We start from the raw sequence: 16,155 nt of genomic DNA on the forward strand, positions 1-16,155 counted from the left end.
CCATGAATTCGCTCGATACCCTCCCCACGCCCGGCCTGTCCCAGCGTCTACCGCCCAGCAACGTCCAGGCCGAACAGGCGCTGCTCGGCGCGTTGCTGGCCAACAACAAGGCTTATGAGCGGGTTTCCGAGTTCCTGACCGCGGAACACTTCGCCGACCCGATCCATGGCCGCATCTACGCCGCCATCCAGCGCCGCTGCGAGGCCGGGCAGATCGCCGACCCGGTCACCCTGCGCGCCGAGTTCGAACATTCCGGCATGCTCGACGAGGTGGGCGGCAATGCCTATCTCGCCCAGCTGCTCTCGGCCATGGTCGGCATCATCAATGCCGGCGATTACGGCCGTGTCATTCGCGACGCCTGGCTGCGCCGCCAGCTTATCGATATCGGCGAGACGGTGGTGAACCGCGCCTTCGGCGCCGAGCCGGAGCTGGATGGCGCGGGGCAGATCGAGGCGGCGGAGCAGACGCTGTTCAACCTCGCCACCCAGGGCGGGGCTGAGCGCAGCGGCATCACCTTCAAGGCCGCGCTGATCGAGGCCATCGAGCTCGCCTCGAAGGCGTTCCAGAATCAGGGCTCCGTCTCGGGGCTGGACACCGGCCTGCGCGATCTGAACAAGCGCACTGGCGGTCTGCACAAATCGGATCTCGTTATCCTCGCCGGGCGCCCCGGCATGGGCAAGACCGCGCTGGTGACCAAGATCGCCTTCGGCGCGGCCAAGGCCATGCTGGACAATGCCCGCGCCGAGAACCCCAACGCCATGGCGAAGGAATGCGTCGCCGTGTTCTCGCTGGAAATGAGCTCCGACCAGCTCGCCACCCGTCTGCTGGCCGAGCAGGCGCGCATCTCGGGCGACAAAATCCGCCGCGGCGAAATCTCCTCGCGCGATTTCGATACCTTCGTGAAGGTCAGCCGCGAAATCTCGGACATCCCGCTGGTCATCGACGATACCCCGGCCATTACCCTCTCGGCCCTGCGCACGCGCTGCCGCCGGCTGCAACGCACCCAGGGGCTGGGGCTGGTCATCGTGGACTATCTCCAGCTCATGCGCCCCGCCGCCGGCACCCGCCCCGAGAGCCGCGTGCTGGAAATCTCGCAGATCACCCAGGGCCTCAAAGCCATCGCCAAGGAGCTGGCGGTGCCGGTCATCGCGCTGTCCCAGCTCTCGCGTTCGGTGGAATCGCGCGACGACAAGCGCCCCCAGCTTTCGGATTTGCGTGAATCCGGCTCCATCGAGCAGGATGCCGACATGGTGATGTTCATCTACCGCGACGAATACTACCTCGCGCAGCGTGAGCCGAAGATCACCTCCTTCGACCGGGACGACAAATACCAGGAGGCGATGGAGAAGTGGAAATCGGACATGCAGAATGTCTACCAGAAGGCCGAGCTGATCATCGCCAAGCAGCGTCACGGCCCCACCGGCAAGATCGACCTCTTCTTCGAGGGCGAGTTCACCCGCTTCGCCGATCTCGACACAATGCACGAGTGATTTTTTGACCGCGCTCCTAGAGATCGACCTCGGCGCCATCGCCGCCAACTGGCGCCAGCTCGCCGCCATGCATCCCGGCGAAACCGCCGCCGTGCTGAAAGCCGATGCCTACGGGCTGGGCGCGGCACGGCTGGCGCCGGTGCTGGCCAAGGCCGGGTGCAAGACCTTCTTCACCGCGCATCTGGATGAAGCGGTTGCCCTGCGTGAGATTTTGCCTACGGCGCGCATCGCCGCGCTCAACGGACTGTTCCCGCACGCGGCGGCGGATTTTTACGAGCATAACATCACCCCGGTACTCGGCTCACTGCGGGACATCGCCCTCTGGCACGCCGAGGCGGCGGGGCTGGGCCGCCCCCTGCCCTGCATGCTGCACCTGGAAATGGGCATGAACCGCCTCGGCCTGACGGCGCGGGAGCTGGAGACGCTCCGCGCCAACCCCACTTTGCTCGATGGCGTGCAGGTCGATGTGGCGCTGACGCATCTGGTGGCCGCCGATGCGCCGGATGATCCGGTGAACCGCAGCCAAGCCATGGCCTTCTACGAGGCGGCGCGGCAATTCCCGGGCGCGAAGAAGAGCCTCGCCAACTCCTCCGGCATGTTCCTGGGGCCGTTCTTCCATACCAATCTCGCAAGGCCCGGTGCCGCGCTCTACGGTGTGAACCCCACCCCCGCGCACCCCAACCCGATGCGCGGCGTGGTCCGCCTGACCGCGCCGATCCTGCAAATCCATGACGTCGCCCCCGGCGAAACGGTGGGTTATAGCGGCGTCTGGCGGGCCGAGCGCCCCAGCCGCATCGCCACGCTCGGCGTCGGCTATGCCGATGGCTACCACCGCGCGCTGACCAACACCGCCCATGCGTATTTTGACGATACCCCCATCCCCCTGGTAGGCCGGGTGTCAATGGACCTCACCACCTTCGACGTGACCGACGTGCCGGCCACCCCCGGCGACACGCTGACCCTGCTTGGGCCAAGGCACGGGGTGGACGCGCTCGCCACCGAAGCCAAGACCAATGGCTACGAAATCCTGACCTCTCTGGGGCGGCGCTTCAAGCGTCAGTATATCGGCGCATGAACAAATTGCTCGATCTGGTCGCGCTCATCGGCGCCTTGGCGCTGGGAACGGTGGAGTTTATCGGCGAGTTGGGGCTGTTCGCGCTATCGGGGCTCAGCCACATCTTCCGCCCGCCTTATTATCCGCGCCTCATCGGCAAGGCGTTCATGGAGATCGGCTATTTCTCCCTGCCCGTGGTGGCGCTCACCGCGCTGTTCACCGGCATGGTGCTGGCCCTGCAATCCTATACCGGCTTCTCGCGCTTCGGCGCGGAGAGCGCCATCGCCTCGGTTGTGGTGCTTTCGGTCACGCGCGAGCTGGGGCCGGTGCTGGCGGGGCTGATGGTCTCGGGCCGCGCCGGAGCCGCCATAGCGGCTGAACTCGGCACCATGCGCGTTACCGATCAGATAGACGCGCTCTCCACCCTCTCCACCGAGCCGATGAAATATCTGGTGGCCCCGCGCCTCCTGGCCGCCACCATCGCCCTGCCGCTGCTGGTGCTGCTGGCCGACATTCTGGGCGTGCTGGGCGGCTACCTCGTCGCCACGCAGAAGCTGGGCTTCGCCTCGGGCGCGTACCTGCTGGCCACCTTCACCAATCTCAAGACCGAGGACGTGGTCTCCGGCCTCATCAAGGCCGGGGTGTTCGGCTTTGTCATCGCGCTGATGGGCTGCTTCAACGGCTACCGCTCCAAGGGCGGGGCGCAGGGCGTGGGCACCGCCACCACCGCCGCCGTGGTCTCGGCCTCCATCCTCATCCTGGCGCTGGACTACATCCTCACCCAAGTGCTGTTCGTGAAGGTCAAATGAGCCAGCCGAAGATCCGCATCCGCGGCCTGAAGAAGGCGTTCGGGCCCAAAGTGGTGCTGGACGGCGTTGACCTGGATGTCGAACAGGGCACGGCCATGGTCGTCATCGGCGGCTCGGGCACCGGCAAATCCGTGCTGATCAAATCCGTGCTCGGGCTCGTCACGCCGGATGCCGGGGTTATCGAGATCGACGGCGAGGACGTGCTGAAAGCCCCCCGCGCCCGCGCCCGCGAGCTGCGCGCCCAAATCGGCATGCTCTTCCAGAACGGCGCGTTGTTCGACTCCCTGCCGGTTTGGGAGAATGTCACCTTCGGCCTGCTGGCGCAGAGGCGCATCCGCCGCTCCGCCGCGCGCGGCAAGGCGATAGAGGTGCTGGCCCAGGTGGGGCTTGATGCCACGGTGGCCGACCTCTCCCCCTCCGAGCTTTCGGGCGGCATGCAAAAGCGCGTCGGCCTCGCCCGCGCCATCGCCTCCGAACCGGCGATCATCTTCTTCGACGAGCCGACCACCGGGCTGGACCCGATCATGGGCGCGGTGATCGACGGGCTGATCGTGGATTGCGTCAAGCGCCTGGGCAGCACCTCCATCGCCATCACGCACGACATGGCGAGCGCCCAGCGCATCGGCGACAATGCCGCGATGCTCTACCAGGGCCAAGTAACCTGGACCGGACCGGCCAACGAGCTGATGACCTGCCCCAACCCGGTAGTGGACCAGTTCACCCATGGCCGTGCGCAGGGGCCCATCACCATGGCGCTGCGGAAGTAAGTTTAGCGTTCCTTCACTTGATACGGCACCACGCCGCGCTCGGCGGTGCCCATGTCCAGCCCCGTGCCCATGGGCGGCACCGAGCGATGGCGGCAATTCGTGCGCTCGCAGGCGCGGCAGCCGGGGCCGATCGGGTCCACCGCCTGCGGCGAGGCTAGGTTCAGTCCTTCGGCGTAAACCGTCTGCTCCGCATAGGCGATCTCGCACCCCAGCACCACCGCCACCGCGCGCGGCCGGGCCAGATACGACCCGCCGCTGCGCCCCACCGTGCGGGCGATGTTGAGGTAGGTCACGTCATCCGGCGTGCTGGCGAGTTGCACCAATATCTCGCCCGGCCGCGCGAAGGCCCGGTACACGTTCCACAGCGGGCACGGCCCACCGAACTGCGCGAATTGAAAGCGCGTGGCGCTGGAACGCTTGAGGATGTTCCCGGCGATGTCGGTCTTCGCGAAATAGAACGGAATCCCTGGCAGGCCCGGCCTCTGCATGGTGCTCAAACGATGGCACACCTGCTCGAAACTGGCGCCGAAGGCGCGTTGCAGCCGCTGGATATCGTAACGCGCCAGACGTGCGGCCTCGTGGAAGCGCCGATAAGGCAGCATCAGCGCGCCCGCGAAATAATTCGCCAGCGCGATGCGCGCCAGCCCCCGCGCCTCATCGGAGGTGAACGTAACCCGGCGCAACTCCTTCTCGATCAGCTCTTTCTTCTCCAACTGGCCGATGACATGCGCCAGCCAGAAGGTCTCGCTCTCCGCAGCTGCATCCTCGGCCAGATACAACCGCTTGCCGCTCCGGCTGAGGCGCCAGAACATGCCTGCCGTCAGCAGCCCGCCCGAGACGCTGGTGGTAATACCATGCGTGTCGCGCAGATAGCGGCGCAGGTCATCGCGCAACGTAACCGTGGAGAAATGATTATCCTCGAACACCAGCTCCGCAGCGCGGTCCAGCGTCTCGAAATGATTGGTCCGGGACTGCACCCAATCGCGCACCTCATCGTAAGGAAAACGCGGCAAGCTTGGCGCCGGGGTCTCGCGCTGCTCGCCCTGCGCGGTATAGGCGCGGTAGAGCGTCATGAACGCCTCGGCCATGGCGGGGGCCGCGCGCACCAGCGCCCCAACCTCCCCCTCCACACCACGGATGGAGCGGAACAGTGGATCAGCCAGATCCTCGCGCAGCTGCGCCTCGCGCCGCGCATCTTCGCTATCCGCGAAGTAAGTTTTCGGCACCTTCAGAATGGCGCACAAACGTTCCAGAAGCGGCACGGTGAGGGGCCGCTGATCCCCCTCGATCTGGTTGAGATAGCTGGGAGAAATGGTCAGGCGTTGCGCCAGGGCGGCCTGCTTCAGCCCCGCCTTTTCGCGCGCGCGGCGCAGCCGCTCACCAGCAAACATTTTCTTGCGAGTCACCCCCGGACATTTGCAAAATTAACAAAACACGGCAAGACCTTTACTCTTATCCGCAAGGCAAACGCTGGACTGAGCAGGCAATAAACGCAAAGAGAAGGCCAACCCAAGGAGCTAGTCAGGTCGTGAAACTTCACGAGGTCCGCGTTTATCCCTCGAAAGAGCCGCTCAAGCGCGAAGATCAACTGGCGTGGAAGATCGCGGGCGTGGCCGCCGACAGGGTCGGCGTGACCAAAGAGGTCACGAACATGGTCATCAACCGGATCATCGATAACGCCGCAGTGGCCGTTGCCTCCCTTAACCGCCGCCCGGCCGTCTCCGCCCGTGGCGCGGCCCTGGGGCACCTGAAGAAAATGGGCGGCGCGCAGATCTTCGGCGCCCCAGCCCGCGTGACCGTGAGCCCCGAATGGGCCGCCTGGGCCAACGGCACCGCCGTGCGCGAGCTGGATTATCACGACACCTTCCTCGCCGCCGACTACTCCCATCCGGGCGACAATATTCCCCCCATCCTGGCCGTCGCGCAGGCGCTGGAGAAATCCGGCAAGGACCTGATCCGCGGCATCGCCACCGGCTATGAGATCCATGTGAACCTGGTGAAGGGCATCTGCCTGCACGAGCACAAGATCGACCATATCGCCCATCTCTGCCCGGCTCAGGCGGCGGGCATAGGCACCCTGCTCAGGCTGAAGCAGGAGGTCATCTACCAGGCGGTGCAGCAGGCGGTGCATGTCTCCTTCACCACCCGCCAGTCCCGCAAGGGCGAAATCTCCTCCTGGAAGGCCTTTGCCCCGGCCCATGCCGGCAAGCTGGCCGTCGAGGCCGTGGACCGGGCGATGCGCGGCGAGGGGGCGCCCTCCCCGATCTACGAAGGCGAGGACTCCGTCATCGCCTGGATGCTGGACGGTCCCGAGGCCGTGTACCACGTGCCGCTGCCGGAGCCCGGCGAGGCCAAGCGCGCCATTCTGGACAGCTATACCAAGGAGCACTCCGCGGAGTATCAGGCCCAAGCGCTCATCGACCTCGCCTTCCGCATGCGCAATTCCATCGAGGATCTGGAAGCGATCGAGAAGATCGTCATCTACACCTCGAACCATACGCACACCGTGATCGGCACCGGCGCCAACGACCCGCAGAAGATGGACCCGAAGGCGAGCCGCGAGACGCTCGACCACTCGGTCATGTACATCTTCGCCGTGGCGCTTCAGGATGGGTTCTGGAACTATAAATCCTCCTACGCGCCCAGGCACGCCGCCCGGCCGGATACCGTGCGCCTGTGGCACAAGATCGAAACGGTGGAAGACCCCGAGTGGACCCGCCGCTACCACACGCTGGACCTCTCAGAGAAGGCCTTCGGCGGCCGCGTCGAGATCGTCTTCAAGGACGGTTCCAGACTGGTGGACGAGATGGCCGTCGCCAACGCGCATCCGCTCGGCGCCAGGCCCTTCGGGCGCAAGGACTATATCAACAAGTTCAAGATGCTGACGGAGGGCATCATCACCACCCGTGAGAGCAACCGTTTCCTCCAGGCGGTGCAGGATCTGCCCCGCCTCGGCCCCGGCGAGCTCTCGGCTTTGAACATCATCCTTCCGGCTGGCGCGCTCGACGAGTCCAGGCCGGGGATCTTCTAGCCCCTCCGCGCGCAAGCAAAGAGGGAACGTCTTTGAACTTCTTTAAAAAAGGGAAAGCCATGAACGAAACAAGCACTCTGCCGAAGCCGAAGAAATCCGTCGCGCTCTCGGGCGTTGCCGCTGGCAACACCGCGCTCTGCACCGTTGGCCGCAGCGGCAACGACCTGCACTATCGCGGCTATGATATCCTGGACTTCGCGGACAGCTCCGAGTTCGAGGAAATCGCCCACCTGCTCGTGCACGGCACCCTGCCGAACATCGCCGAGCTGGCGGCCTACAAGACCAAGCTGAAATCCCTGCGTGGCCTGCCCGCCGCCGCCAAGGCCGTGCTGGAGCAGATCCCCGCCGCCGCGCACCCGATGGACGTGATGCGCACCTATGTGTCCGCTCTCGGCACCATCCTGCCGGAAGCGCATGACCACAACCAGCCCGGCGCCAAGGACATCGCCGACAAGCTGATGGCTTCGCTCGGCTCCGCCCTGCTGTACTGGTACCATTTCTCCACCAACGGCAAGCGCATCGAGGTCGAGACCGACGACGACTCCATCGGCGGCCACTTCCTGCACCTGCTGCACGGCAAGGCCCCGCAGGAGAGCTGGGTGCGCGCCATGCACACCTCGCTCATCCTCTACGCCGAGCATGAGTTCAACGCCTCCACCTTCACCTGCCGCGTCGTCGCCGGCACGGGGTCGGATTTCTACTCCGCCATCGCCGGCGGCATCGGCGCGCTGCGCGGGCCGAAGCATGGCGGCGCGAACGAGGTCGCCTTCGAGATCCAGAAGCGCTACAACAGCCCGGATGAGGCGGAGATCGACATCCGCCAGCGTGTGGCGAACAAGGAAGTGGTGATCGGCTTCGGCCACCCGGTGTACACCATCTCCGATCCGCGCAACGTCGTCATCAAGCGCGTCGCCAAGCACCTCTCCGACGAAGCCCGCTCGACCAAGATGTACGACATCGCCGAGCGCCTGGAGAGCGTGATGAAGGAAGTGAAGAACATGTTCCCGAACCTCGACTGGTTCTCGGCCGTGTCCTACCACATGATGGGCGTGCCGACCGCCATGTTCACCCCGCTCTTCGTGATCTCGCGCACATCCGGCTGGAGCGCGCACATCATCGAGCAGCGCGTGGACGGCAAGATCATCCGCCCCTCCGCCAACTATGTCGGGCCGGAAAACCTGACCTACGTCCCCCTGGCGGACCGCTAAATCCTGCGCCCCGCCAAGGCAACTTGGCGGGGTTTTTAAGTTATAGGTTTGCGCGCGGCCGCCCCACCAGCCCCGCGCGCCTGAATATGGAGACTACCATGACTTATCTGAGCGCATCTTCTTATTCCCACGTCCCGGCGGGCGACCGCTTCCGCGCCCTGCTGGCCAAGCCCGGCATTCTGGGCATCCCCGGCACCCATAACGGCCTCGCCGCGCAGCAGGCGCGCAATGCGGGCTTCGAGGCCTGCTACCTCTCGGGTGCCGCGATGACCGCCTCGATGGGCCTGCCGGATCTCGGCATCATCACCGTCGATGAAGTCGCCTTCTTCATCCGTCAGGTCACCCGCGCCTCCGGCTTGCCGGTGCTGGTGGATGGCGATACCGGCTACGGCGAAGCCCTGAACGTGATGCACATGGTCCGCACCTTCGAGGATGCCGGTGCCGCCGCCGTGCATCTGGAAGACCAGATCCTGCCGAAGAAATGCGGGCATCTGAACGACAAGAAGCTGGCCTCGCCCGAGGATATGGCCGCCAAGGTGGCCGCCGCCGCTCATGCCCGCCGCCATCTCTACATCATCGCCCGGACCGACGCCGCCGCCTCCGAAGGCATGGACGGCGCCGTGGCCCGCGCCAAGCTGTACATGGAAGCCGGCGCCGATGCGATCTTCCCCGAGGCGCTGAACACCGAGGAAGCCTTCCGCGAGTTCGCTCGCCGCATGCCGGGCGTGCCGCTGCTGGCCAACATGACCGAGTTCGGCCGCACGCCGTTCTACACCAAGGAGCAGTTCGAGGATTTCGGCTACAAGATGATGATCTGGCCGGTGACCTCGCTGCGCGTGGCGGCCCTGGCGCAGGAGAAGCTGTTCCAGGCCATCGCCAAGGATGGCGGCGCACAGAACTGCGTGGACCAGATGCTGACCCGCAAGGACCTGTACGCCACCATCGACTATGCCGGCTTCGAGGCGCTGGACAGCACCATCGTGAAGACGATCGTGCCCGAGCCGATCAAGTAAGAAAACTTAAAAAAGTTTTTGCGGGTGTGGGGGCTTTTTCCAAAAAGCCCCCACGTTCTTTTTGGCCCTTTTTAAAAAAGGGCCAAACCCCAAAAACTTCTGTTACTTTTATCCGCCCGCCGCCAGCGCCTTCACAAAAGCGTAGATCACCAGCGGCACAGCGATCAGTACATAAGCCCGCAGCAGCCAGAGCAGCGCCACCTCCCATCCGCTTAGCTTGCGGCGCGGATAGGGAATGTACTTCTGCGCGGAACGCTGCGCTGGTTCCAGCACTTGCAGAATATCGTCCTGAGTCATGACGGAAACACCGTGAGCACGCCATACACCGCCCCCGCCAGCGAGATGGCGATAATGATGAGCCCGCCAGCAAGATTGCCAAGCCGCCGGTTGGCCAGCTCACCCATGATCTCGCGGTCATTCACCAGCAGCAGCAGAAACAGCAGCGCGGGCGCCATCAGCAGCGTGGCGATCACGTTCACGCTCAACGTCAGCGCCAGCAGCGGCGCGTGGGGAATCAGCACGATGCCCGCCGCGAACAGCGTGGAGAGAATAGCCGCGCCGTAGAACCAGCGGCCGGTGTGAAAATCGAGATTGAGACTGTGCCGAGCGGAAACCGTTTCCGCCAGGGCGTAGGAAGAGCTGGTGGAGATCGTCATCGCCGCGACCAGCCCGGCCTCCGTCATGCCCAAAGCGAACAGCGTGGCCCCGGTATGGCCGATAAGCGGCTGCAACGCCGTCGCGAAATCAGCGCCGGAGGCGAACTGCCCGATATCGGTATGCGCCGCGAAAAGCGGGGCCGCCGCCGCCACGGTGGCGATGGCCGCCACGGCGGCGATCAGCGCGCCCAGTGCCGTGTCGATCCGCCCCTGCACCAGATCGGCACGGGTGAGGCCTTTATCGACCACCGCGCTTTGCTGGAAGAAGATCATCCAGGGCGTCACCGTCGCGCCGATATCAGCCAGCATCAGCACCACGAAATCGGTACGGAACCCGCCGGGCAACGGCCCCCATGTGGCCAGGGCGTGGGCCAGGGCCGCACCATCTGGGTGCGCCATAAGTGCAGCCGGGATGAACAGCAGATTCCCCGCCGCCAGCGCCAGCAGCGTGCGCTCCCATGTGGCGTAACGGCGCAGTGCCAGCGAGGCCAGCACCAGCGCCACCCCCGCCCCCACCGAGACCACGGGCTTGAGTCCGAAATACAGCCCGCCCGCCTGGATGGCGATGAACTCGGTGACAAGCGTCAATATATTGCCGAACACCAGATCGGCCATGGCGAAATAGCCCCAGAACGAGCCGAAACGCTGGAAGATCAGCTCCGCATGCCCCCGATGGGTGGCCACGCCGAGGCGCACCGTCATCTCCTGCACCACATAGGCCATGGCAAAGGTGAGCAGGATGAAGGGAACGAAGAACCCGACGCCATACGTCGCCCCGGTGGTGGCATAGGAGACCATGGACGGGCCATCATTCTCGCCCAGCATCACCAGAACCCCAGGCCCGGCCAGCAGCCAAAGCAACCGCAGCCAGCGCCTCTGCGCCCTGGTTTTCTGCACGCGCAAACGGTCGCGCGCGCGCATCACGTCCTCGCGCGGCACCTCACCGGCGGGGCCGCCCTGCCCATTCATCGGCATCAGCCTCGCATTGTCAGCCATGTTGAAAACCTAGCCTTGCCCAAGGTTTCGTCAAGAGACGTCCGCCCCCTCCCCCCATGCCGCGCAATGCCGTATCATCGGCCTCATGCCTCATGACCATGCTGCCCACAGCGAGCGCGACATCCCGGCCCTGCTGGCTGCGGCGGAACAACTCTGCGCCAAGCACGGCACGCAGCTCACGGCCCTGCGGCGGGAAGTGCTGGAACTGATCCTGCACGCGGAGGCGCCGGTTACCGCGTACCAGCTGCTCGACCAGCTGCGGGAGATCCGCAAATCCGCCGTGCCGCCCACAGTGTACCGGGCGCTGGACTTTCTGCTCGCCAATCGGCTGATCCACCGCATCGAACGGCTGAACGCCTTCATCCCCTGCGCCGAGACCGACCACGAGCATAACGACGTGCAGTTCCTCATCTGCCGCAAATGCGGCGCGGTGATGGAGATCGAGGATCACGGCATCTCCACCGCCCTGGCCAAGGCGGCTGCGGCGCACGGCTTCCACCCGGCCCAGGCGATCGTGGAACTGGACGGGATATGCGCCGCCTGCGCTAAGGACTGAGCCGGCGCGTCAGCCGCGCCGCCAGATAGGCCGCGGCCGATAGCGTGCCGACAAAAAAGCCCGACGGAAGCCCCGTAAGATAGGCCAAAGCCAGCGCCGCCCAGGCGATGAGCAACGCCAGTATTATGCTCACCCCCAGCGCGGGCAGCGGGGCGCGGACCAGATTGCGCGCCGCCGCCGCTGGGCCGACCATGAGAGTGAACACCAGCAGCGCTCCCGCGATGGGCAGCGCCACGGCGGATGTCACGGCCAGCAGGCCGAGGAACAGCAAATCGAGCCCCGCGCCGGAGAGCCCGCGCGTTGCGGCGAGATCGGGGACCAGGGCGCTATAGGTGAGCGGGCGGAAGCAGAGCAGCAGCACCACCGGCACGCCAATGCCAATGCCGAAAGCCGGCGGCAGATCCGCCGCGCCAACGCCGAGGATCTGCCCGAACAGCAGGGCATAAACCGCGTTGCTGTACTGGCCCGAAAGGCTGAGAAACAGCGCCCCCAGCCCAAGCATGGCGACCAGTACCAGGGCCGTGGCGGCGTCGGGCCTCTGGGCGCGCTTCAGCCAAGCCAGCCCCGCCACACCACCCAGCGCAAACACCGCCAGCCCATAGAACCTCGCGATGCCCAGCAGCCCGGCCAACGCCGCACCGGGAAACGCCGCCATGGGCAGCGCATGCGCCGCGAACCCGGCACCGCGCAGCACCACGAAATATCCGGCGCAACCCGCGGCCAGGGCCACCAGCGTGGCGACGATCCAGGCATCCAGCATATAGGGCTCGAACATGCTCACCCCCGCCTGACCAGCGAGGCCACCGCATAAACCGCCAGCACCAGCGCCGTGATGAAGAAGCTCACCGGCCAGACATGCCCCGGCGTCCAGCCATAGCTCTGGTACGCCAGCCACACCCCGCCCCAGGCACAGAACAGCCCAAGCAGCGCGGCCAACCCCATGGCCGCCGCAGGGCTGTGCGCCAACCGCAACGCCGCAGCCGCCGGACCAATGAGCAGCGCCGTGGAGAGGATCGCCCCCACCGCCATGGCGGAGAGCGTGACCGCCAGCGCCAGCAGCAGCAGATAAGCCGTCCCCAGCAGCCGCGTATTCACGCCGTCGGCCTTAGCGAGTTCAGAATCCAGCGAGGCCAGCAGCAACGGGCGGTAGATCAACCCCAGCCCCAGCAGCCCCGCCAACGCGCCCAGCGCCACCGCCACGCCCAGCCCCGGCGGGGCGGCGAAGAGCGAGCCGAACATCACGCTCACCGCGGCTCCGGCGCTGCCTTTCACGGTCACGTCCAGGTAGAGCAGCAGCGCCGTCCCCCCCATGCCCGCCCCCAGCACGATGCCCGCCGCCAGATCCCGCTCCGCCGCACGGCGGGTGCCGATGACCTCCAGCGCCAGCGCCCCCAACACCGAGAGGCTGAAGAACCCCAGCAGCGGGCTGATGCCCAGCAGATAAGCCATCGCCCCGCCCGCGGAGCTGACATCGGCCAGCGCATGCCCGGCAAAGGACTGGCTGCGCAGCACGGTAAACACGCCCGCCGCCCCCGAGAGCAGCGCCGCGCCAGCCCCAATGAGCAGCGCGTTCTGCACCGGCACGCTGGCCAGGAATCCGGGCTGCAACAGCATCATGGAATCGCCGCCACATGCTCATGCCCATGCGCGCCGTGCTCCCCGGCCACGACAAGGATGCGCTCATGCACGCGGATCACGTCGATATGGTAGCCGTACAGGGCGGAGAGCACCTCGGTACGCACCACGTCCTGGGTCTTGCCACTCGCGGCGCGGCCATTGGCCAGATACACGATGCGATCCATGGCACGGAGCAGCGGGTTCATGTCATGCGCCGAGATCAGCACCGCCACCCCCTGCGCCGCCACGCGCTTGAGCAGCGCGATGATCTCGGCCGCGGCGCGAAGATCGAGATTGGCCAGCGGCTCGTCCAGCAACAGCAGCTTCGGCTCGCGGATCAGCGCATGAGCGATGAGCACGCGCTGCTGCTGCCCGCCGGAAAGCTCGCCAATGCGCTGGTCGGCGAATGTCTTCGCATCCACGGCGGAGAGCAGTTCCTCCACCCGCGCCCGGCGTGCGCGCGAGGGGAAGGGAAACCCGAAGCGGTGCCCGTTCAGCCCCAGCTCGACGAAATCCCGCGCCCGGATCGGCATATCCGGGTCGAGCTGCAATTTCTGCGGCACGTAGCCCACCGCGCCGCCCAGCGTGACGCGCCCGGCGCTGGGGGCGGTGAAGCCGAGGATGGTGCGCAGCAGCGTCGTCTTGCCCGAGCCATTGGCGCCAATCAGCCCGCAGAACGCGCCGGGGGCCAGGGAGAAGCCGACATCGCGCAGCACTTCCCGTCCGCCAAGCGCGACACTGATACCCTCGACGTTAAGGGCCGGTGTCACTGCCCGCCCGCCGCGAGATCTTCCGCCAGGGTCTTGGTCTCACCCAACATCCAATTCTGATAACTCTTCGCCCTCTTGGGCATGGTCTCGTACACACCGAGCACACGCAGATTGCTTTGCTGCGCCAATGCGCGGAAGGAATCGGAGAGCGTATCCTGCACCTGCTGGTTGAAGACATAGACCGCGACTTTGCGGGAAACGAGCAGGTCCTGTTGGGTGGAAACGTCCTGCGGCGCGGGGTCGGTGCCGTTCATTGCCGCTTCCTCCAGGGTGAAGGGGGTGAGGATCTTCATCCCCGCCGCTTGCAACAGGTAATCCGCCACCGGCTCACTTACCGCCACGGGCGTCCCTGCGTAATGCGCCTTCACCTGTGCCAGCTCGTCGAGCCAGGGTTTCAGCGAGGCGTCGAACACCGTCACCTGCCCCTGGTAATAGGCGGCATGGGCGGGGTCCTTGGTGGCGAAGGCGTCGGCCACGGCCTTGGCCACAGCGGGCATGGTGGCGGGATCGTACCAGAGATGCGGATTGGGCGTGCTATTCGGCAGGTTGCGCACGCGCTGGGCGCTGATCACCGTGGCATGTGTGCCGCTCAGCAGCTTGTCGGCCCAGCCATCGTAGCCGAGCCCGTTTTCCACCACCACATCCGCGCTCGCGAGTTCGCCTGCCACCTGCGGGCTGATCTCGAATTCATGTGGATCGGTGTTCGGGTCGGTCACGATGGCGGAAACCCGCACATAGGGGCCGCCGATCTGGGACATCACATCGGCATATTCATTCTCGATGCCAACGGCATGCAACACCGGTTGCGCCTGCGCCGCCCCCGCACCCAGAACCAGTGCCGCAGCGCTCGCCAACATCCCCCAACGCATGATTGTCGCTCCCCAGCTTCCACTGGGAAGAATGCTATATTATAACATTCACTCCGTCCAGCGGGACGGAGTGGCCTTCAGCCGCACAGGGCCCGCAGCGCCGCGCGGTCCGAGAGCTCGATCCGCCGCGCCGCCGCCAGCCGGATCGTGCCGTCGCGCTCAAGGTGCGACAAGGTGCGCGAGACGGTCTCGATGGTCAGCCCCAGGTAATCGGCGATATCCTGGCGGGTCATCGCCAGTTCCACCTCTTCCCCTTGCGCACCGGCCAGCTCCAGCAGGAACACCGAAAGCTTCTGCGGCGCGCTGCCGCGGCCAAGCAATTGGGCATGCTGGCGGGTCCGCTCCAACGACTGCATGGCATAGGTATAGAGCTGCATGGCCGCGGTCTCATCATGCCCGGCCTGGGTTTCCAGCGTGCGGCGCCGGTAGGGCACCACCATGCAATCGGTCACCGCCTCGGCGGAGAGCGCATGCTCGGCACCAAGCTCGAAGCCGAGCATATCGCCCGGCTTGTGGAAGGCATCGATATGCCGGCGGCCGTCATTCTGGAACTTGCAGGTCCGCACCATGCCGCTGACAACCTTATACACGTAAGAGGCTTCGTCCCCCTCGGCATAGATTTCAGCATCCTGGGCGAAGTGCAGCGGGGCCGGACTGAACGGCGCCTCGGCCGGACGCCCGGCCAGCCCCAAACTCCAGACTCTGGCCACCTTCGGAATGGCAAAGCTGTTATCTCCCCGCAGGGCAACGCTGGCTGACATCCCGAAGCTCCTCATCCCGTTTTTGACGAGGCAAGGTTTAGCCGGACAGGGTTTATGCGCGGTATCCGGTTTTTCCCTACGGGATTCTACTTAGGCTTGGCGCGAGGGGTGCCCTTCCAGCACGCTTGTTACCGCCTCTACCAGCCTGTTATCAAGGATCGGCTTCTCCAGCACCCGCCAGACCCCCGCCGCCTGCGCCCTGCCATACAGCGCCGGGCTGGCCGCGCTGGTGAGCAGAATAACCGGCGGCGAGAACTCCCGCGTCCGCAATTGCCGCAACAATTCGAACGCATCCAACCCCGGCAGCCGGTCTTTCAGAATCAGGCATTTCGTGCGCGGCAGATCGCGGCTGGCAAGGAACGCGTCTCCATTGGCATAGGCCTGAACCTCAAGCCCTTCCAGCCGCAGAACAAACCGCAGCGCGTCCCGCATGGCCGCGTCGTCGTTCACAACTACAACGAGCGGCCGCGCCTCGGCCATTTCCCAAACCCCCGCCTCGAACACCGGCACCACTTGTCTTCATTCAAAAAAATCAACTAACGCCGGATAACAGAGATC

Annotated in this window: 17 protein-coding genes; 8 read left to right on the plus strand and 9 right to left on the minus strand. The window is 65.6% G+C overall.

The window, feature by feature from the left end; genetic code table 11:
* The first annotated feature begins 2 nt into the window (after positions 1-2).
* The 4 genes from HNP71_RS11800 to HNP71_RS11815 are packed head-to-tail and all read left to right on the plus strand — an operon-like array spanning position 3 to position 4,120.
* The gene (locus HNP71_RS11800) at positions 3-1,490 is read left to right on the plus strand and encodes a replicative DNA helicase (RefSeq protein WP_183267131.1); all 1,488 of its coding nucleotides are present in this window, start codon (positions 3-5) and stop codon (positions 1,488-1,490) included.
* Positions 1,491-1,494: 4 nt separating this feature from the next.
* Entirely contained in the window at positions 1,495-2,565 is a 1,071-nt protein-coding gene (alr, locus tag HNP71_RS11805) for an alanine racemase (protein ID WP_183267132.1), read from the plus strand.
* Positions 2,562-3,353: an MlaE family ABC transporter permease gene (locus tag HNP71_RS11810; RefSeq protein ID WP_183267133.1), complete on the plus strand. Its 792-nt coding sequence runs from the start codon at positions 2,562-2,564 to the stop codon at positions 3,351-3,353. Before alr ends, HNP71_RS11810 begins: the two co-directional genes overlap by 4 nt.
* Complete coding sequence (locus tag HNP71_RS11815) at positions 3,350-4,120, plus strand: ABC transporter ATP-binding protein (RefSeq protein WP_183267134.1); 771 nt, start codon at positions 3,350-3,352, stop codon at positions 4,118-4,120. The genes HNP71_RS11810 and HNP71_RS11815 overlap by 4 nt, the downstream gene beginning before the upstream one ends.
* A 2-nt stretch (positions 4,121-4,122) precedes the next feature.
* On the opposite strand, the gene HNP71_RS11820 is transcribed toward HNP71_RS11815, so the two are convergent.
* Positions 4,123-5,511 (minus strand): helix-turn-helix domain-containing protein, encoded by a 1,389-nt coding sequence (locus HNP71_RS11820; RefSeq protein ID WP_183267135.1) that lies wholly within the window; start codon positions 5,509-5,511, stop codon positions 4,123-4,125.
* A 137-nt stretch (positions 5,512-5,648) separates the two neighbouring features.
* Here HNP71_RS11820 and HNP71_RS11825 point away from each other — a divergent pair, with 137 nt between their 5' ends.
* The 3 genes from HNP71_RS11825 (at position 5,649) to prpB (ending at position 9,372) form a co-directional block, all read left to right on the plus strand.
* The gene (locus tag HNP71_RS11825) at positions 5,649-7,151 is read left to right on the plus strand and encodes an MmgE/PrpD family protein (RefSeq protein ID WP_183267136.1); all 1,503 of its coding nucleotides are present in this window, start codon (positions 5,649-5,651) and stop codon (positions 7,149-7,151) included.
* Positions 7,152-7,210: 59 nt separating this feature from the next.
* Positions 7,211-8,359, plus strand: a complete 1,149-nt coding sequence (prpC, locus tag HNP71_RS11830; RefSeq protein ID WP_183267137.1) for a bifunctional 2-methylcitrate synthase/citrate synthase — start codon at positions 7,211-7,213, stop codon at positions 8,357-8,359.
* Positions 8,360-8,457: 98 nt separating this feature from the next.
* Entirely contained in the window at positions 8,458-9,372 is a 915-nt protein-coding gene (prpB, locus tag HNP71_RS11835; protein ID WP_183267138.1) for a methylisocitrate lyase, read from the plus strand.
* A gap of 108 nt (positions 9,373-9,480) precedes the next feature.
* On the opposite strand, the gene HNP71_RS11840 is transcribed toward prpB, so the two are convergent.
* Together HNP71_RS11840 and HNP71_RS11845 are read right to left on the minus strand one after the other, a co-directional pair.
* The gene (locus tag HNP71_RS11840) at positions 9,481-9,669 is read right to left on the minus strand and encodes a hypothetical protein (protein ID WP_183267139.1); all 189 of its coding nucleotides are present in this window, start codon (positions 9,667-9,669) and stop codon (positions 9,481-9,483) included.
* Positions 9,666-11,024, minus strand: a complete 1,359-nt coding sequence (locus tag HNP71_RS11845; RefSeq protein ID WP_221246841.1) for an NRAMP family divalent metal transporter — start codon at positions 11,022-11,024, stop codon at positions 9,666-9,668. The genes HNP71_RS11840 and HNP71_RS11845 overlap by 4 nt, the downstream gene beginning before the upstream one ends.
* Before the next feature lie 85 nt (positions 11,025-11,109).
* Here HNP71_RS11845 and HNP71_RS11850 point away from each other — a divergent pair, with 85 nt between their 5' ends.
* Positions 11,110-11,580 (plus strand): Fur family transcriptional regulator, encoded by a 471-nt coding sequence (locus HNP71_RS11850; RefSeq protein ID WP_183267140.1) that lies wholly within the window; start codon positions 11,110-11,112, stop codon positions 11,578-11,580.
* Here the strand turns inward: HNP71_RS11850 and HNP71_RS11855 are convergent.
* The 6 genes from HNP71_RS11855 to HNP71_RS11880 all read right to left on the minus strand — a co-directional run bounded on the left by HNP71_RS11855 (position 11,570) and on the right by HNP71_RS11880 (position 16,107).
* Complete coding sequence (locus tag HNP71_RS11855) at positions 11,570-12,355, minus strand: metal ABC transporter permease (RefSeq protein WP_183267141.1); 786 nt, start codon at positions 12,353-12,355, stop codon at positions 11,570-11,572. The genes HNP71_RS11850 and HNP71_RS11855 overlap by 11 nt on opposite strands.
* A gap of 2 nt (positions 12,356-12,357) precedes the next feature.
* Positions 12,358-13,197 carry a metal ABC transporter permease gene (locus HNP71_RS11860; protein ID WP_183267142.1) on the minus strand — a complete coding sequence of 280 codons (840 nt, stop codon included), beginning with the start codon at positions 13,195-13,197 and terminating at the stop codon, positions 12,358-12,360.
* The gene (locus HNP71_RS11865) at positions 13,194-13,967 is read right to left on the minus strand and encodes an ATP-binding cassette domain-containing protein (protein WP_183267143.1); all 774 of its coding nucleotides are present in this window, start codon (positions 13,965-13,967) and stop codon (positions 13,194-13,196) included. The genes HNP71_RS11860 and HNP71_RS11865 overlap by 4 nt, the downstream gene beginning before the upstream one ends.
* The gene (locus tag HNP71_RS11870) at positions 13,964-14,836 is read right to left on the minus strand and encodes a metal ABC transporter solute-binding protein, Zn/Mn family (protein WP_183267144.1); all 873 of its coding nucleotides are present in this window, start codon (positions 14,834-14,836) and stop codon (positions 13,964-13,966) included. Before HNP71_RS11870 ends, HNP71_RS11865 begins: the two co-directional genes overlap by 4 nt.
* A gap of 77 nt (positions 14,837-14,913) precedes the next feature.
* Complete coding sequence (locus HNP71_RS11875) at positions 14,914-15,597, minus strand: helix-turn-helix domain-containing protein (protein WP_221246843.1); 684 nt, start codon at positions 15,595-15,597, stop codon at positions 14,914-14,916.
* 90 nt (positions 15,598-15,687) lie between these two features.
* A complete protein-coding gene (locus HNP71_RS11880) occupies positions 15,688-16,107 on the minus strand; it encodes a response regulator (RefSeq protein ID WP_183267146.1) in 420 nt (139 codons plus the stop codon).
* Positions 16,108-16,155 lie beyond the last annotated feature (48 nt).

The sequence above is a fragment of the Acidocella aromatica genome, assembly GCF_014201825.1.
GTDB lineage: Bacteria > Pseudomonadota > Alphaproteobacteria > Acetobacterales > Acetobacteraceae > Acidocella > Acidocella aromatica.

What these genes read in the sequence shown, in the direction of transcription:
- HNP71_RS11800 (WP_183267131.1), top strand. Translation starts at nt 3, where the DNA reads ATGAATTCGCTCGATACCCTCCCCACGCCCGGCCTGTCCCAGCGTCTA.
- HNP71_RS11810 (WP_183267133.1), top strand. Translation starts at nt 2,562, where the DNA reads ATGAACAAATTGCTCGATCTGGTCGCGCTCATCGGCGCCTTGGCGCTG.
- HNP71_RS11815 (WP_183267134.1), top strand. Translation starts at nt 3,350, where the DNA reads ATGAGCCAGCCGAAGATCCGCATCCGCGGCCTGAAGAAGGCGTTCGGG.
- HNP71_RS11820 (WP_183267135.1), bottom strand. Translation starts at nt 5,511, where the DNA reads ATGTTTGCTGGTGAGCGGCTGCGCCGCGCGCGCGAAAAGGCGGGGCTG.
- prpC (WP_183267137.1), top strand. Translation starts at nt 7,211, where the DNA reads ATGAACGAAACAAGCACTCTGCCGAAGCCGAAGAAATCCGTCGCGCTC.
- prpB (WP_183267138.1), top strand. Translation starts at nt 8,458, where the DNA reads ATGACTTATCTGAGCGCATCTTCTTATTCCCACGTCCCGGCGGGCGAC.
- HNP71_RS11840 (WP_183267139.1), bottom strand. Translation starts at nt 9,669, where the DNA reads ATGACTCAGGACGATATTCTGCAAGTGCTGGAACCAGCGCAGCGTTCC.
- HNP71_RS11845 (WP_221246841.1), bottom strand. Translation starts at nt 11,024, where the DNA reads ATGGCTGACAATGCGAGGCTGATGCCGATGAATGGGCAGGGCGGCCCC.
- HNP71_RS11850 (WP_183267140.1), top strand. Translation starts at nt 11,110, where the DNA reads ATGCCTCATGACCATGCTGCCCACAGCGAGCGCGACATCCCGGCCCTG.
- HNP71_RS11855 (WP_183267141.1), bottom strand. Translation starts at nt 12,355, where the DNA reads ATGTTCGAGCCCTATATGCTGGATGCCTGGATCGTCGCCACGCTGGTG.
- HNP71_RS11860 (WP_183267142.1), bottom strand. Translation starts at nt 13,197, where the DNA reads ATGATGCTGTTGCAGCCCGGATTCCTGGCCAGCGTGCCGGTGCAGAAC.
- HNP71_RS11870 (WP_183267144.1), bottom strand. Translation starts at nt 14,836, where the DNA reads ATGCGTTGGGGGATGTTGGCGAGCGCTGCGGCACTGGTTCTGGGTGCG.
- HNP71_RS11875 (WP_221246843.1), bottom strand. Translation starts at nt 15,597, where the DNA reads ATGTCAGCCAGCGTTGCCCTGCGGGGAGATAACAGCTTTGCCATTCCG.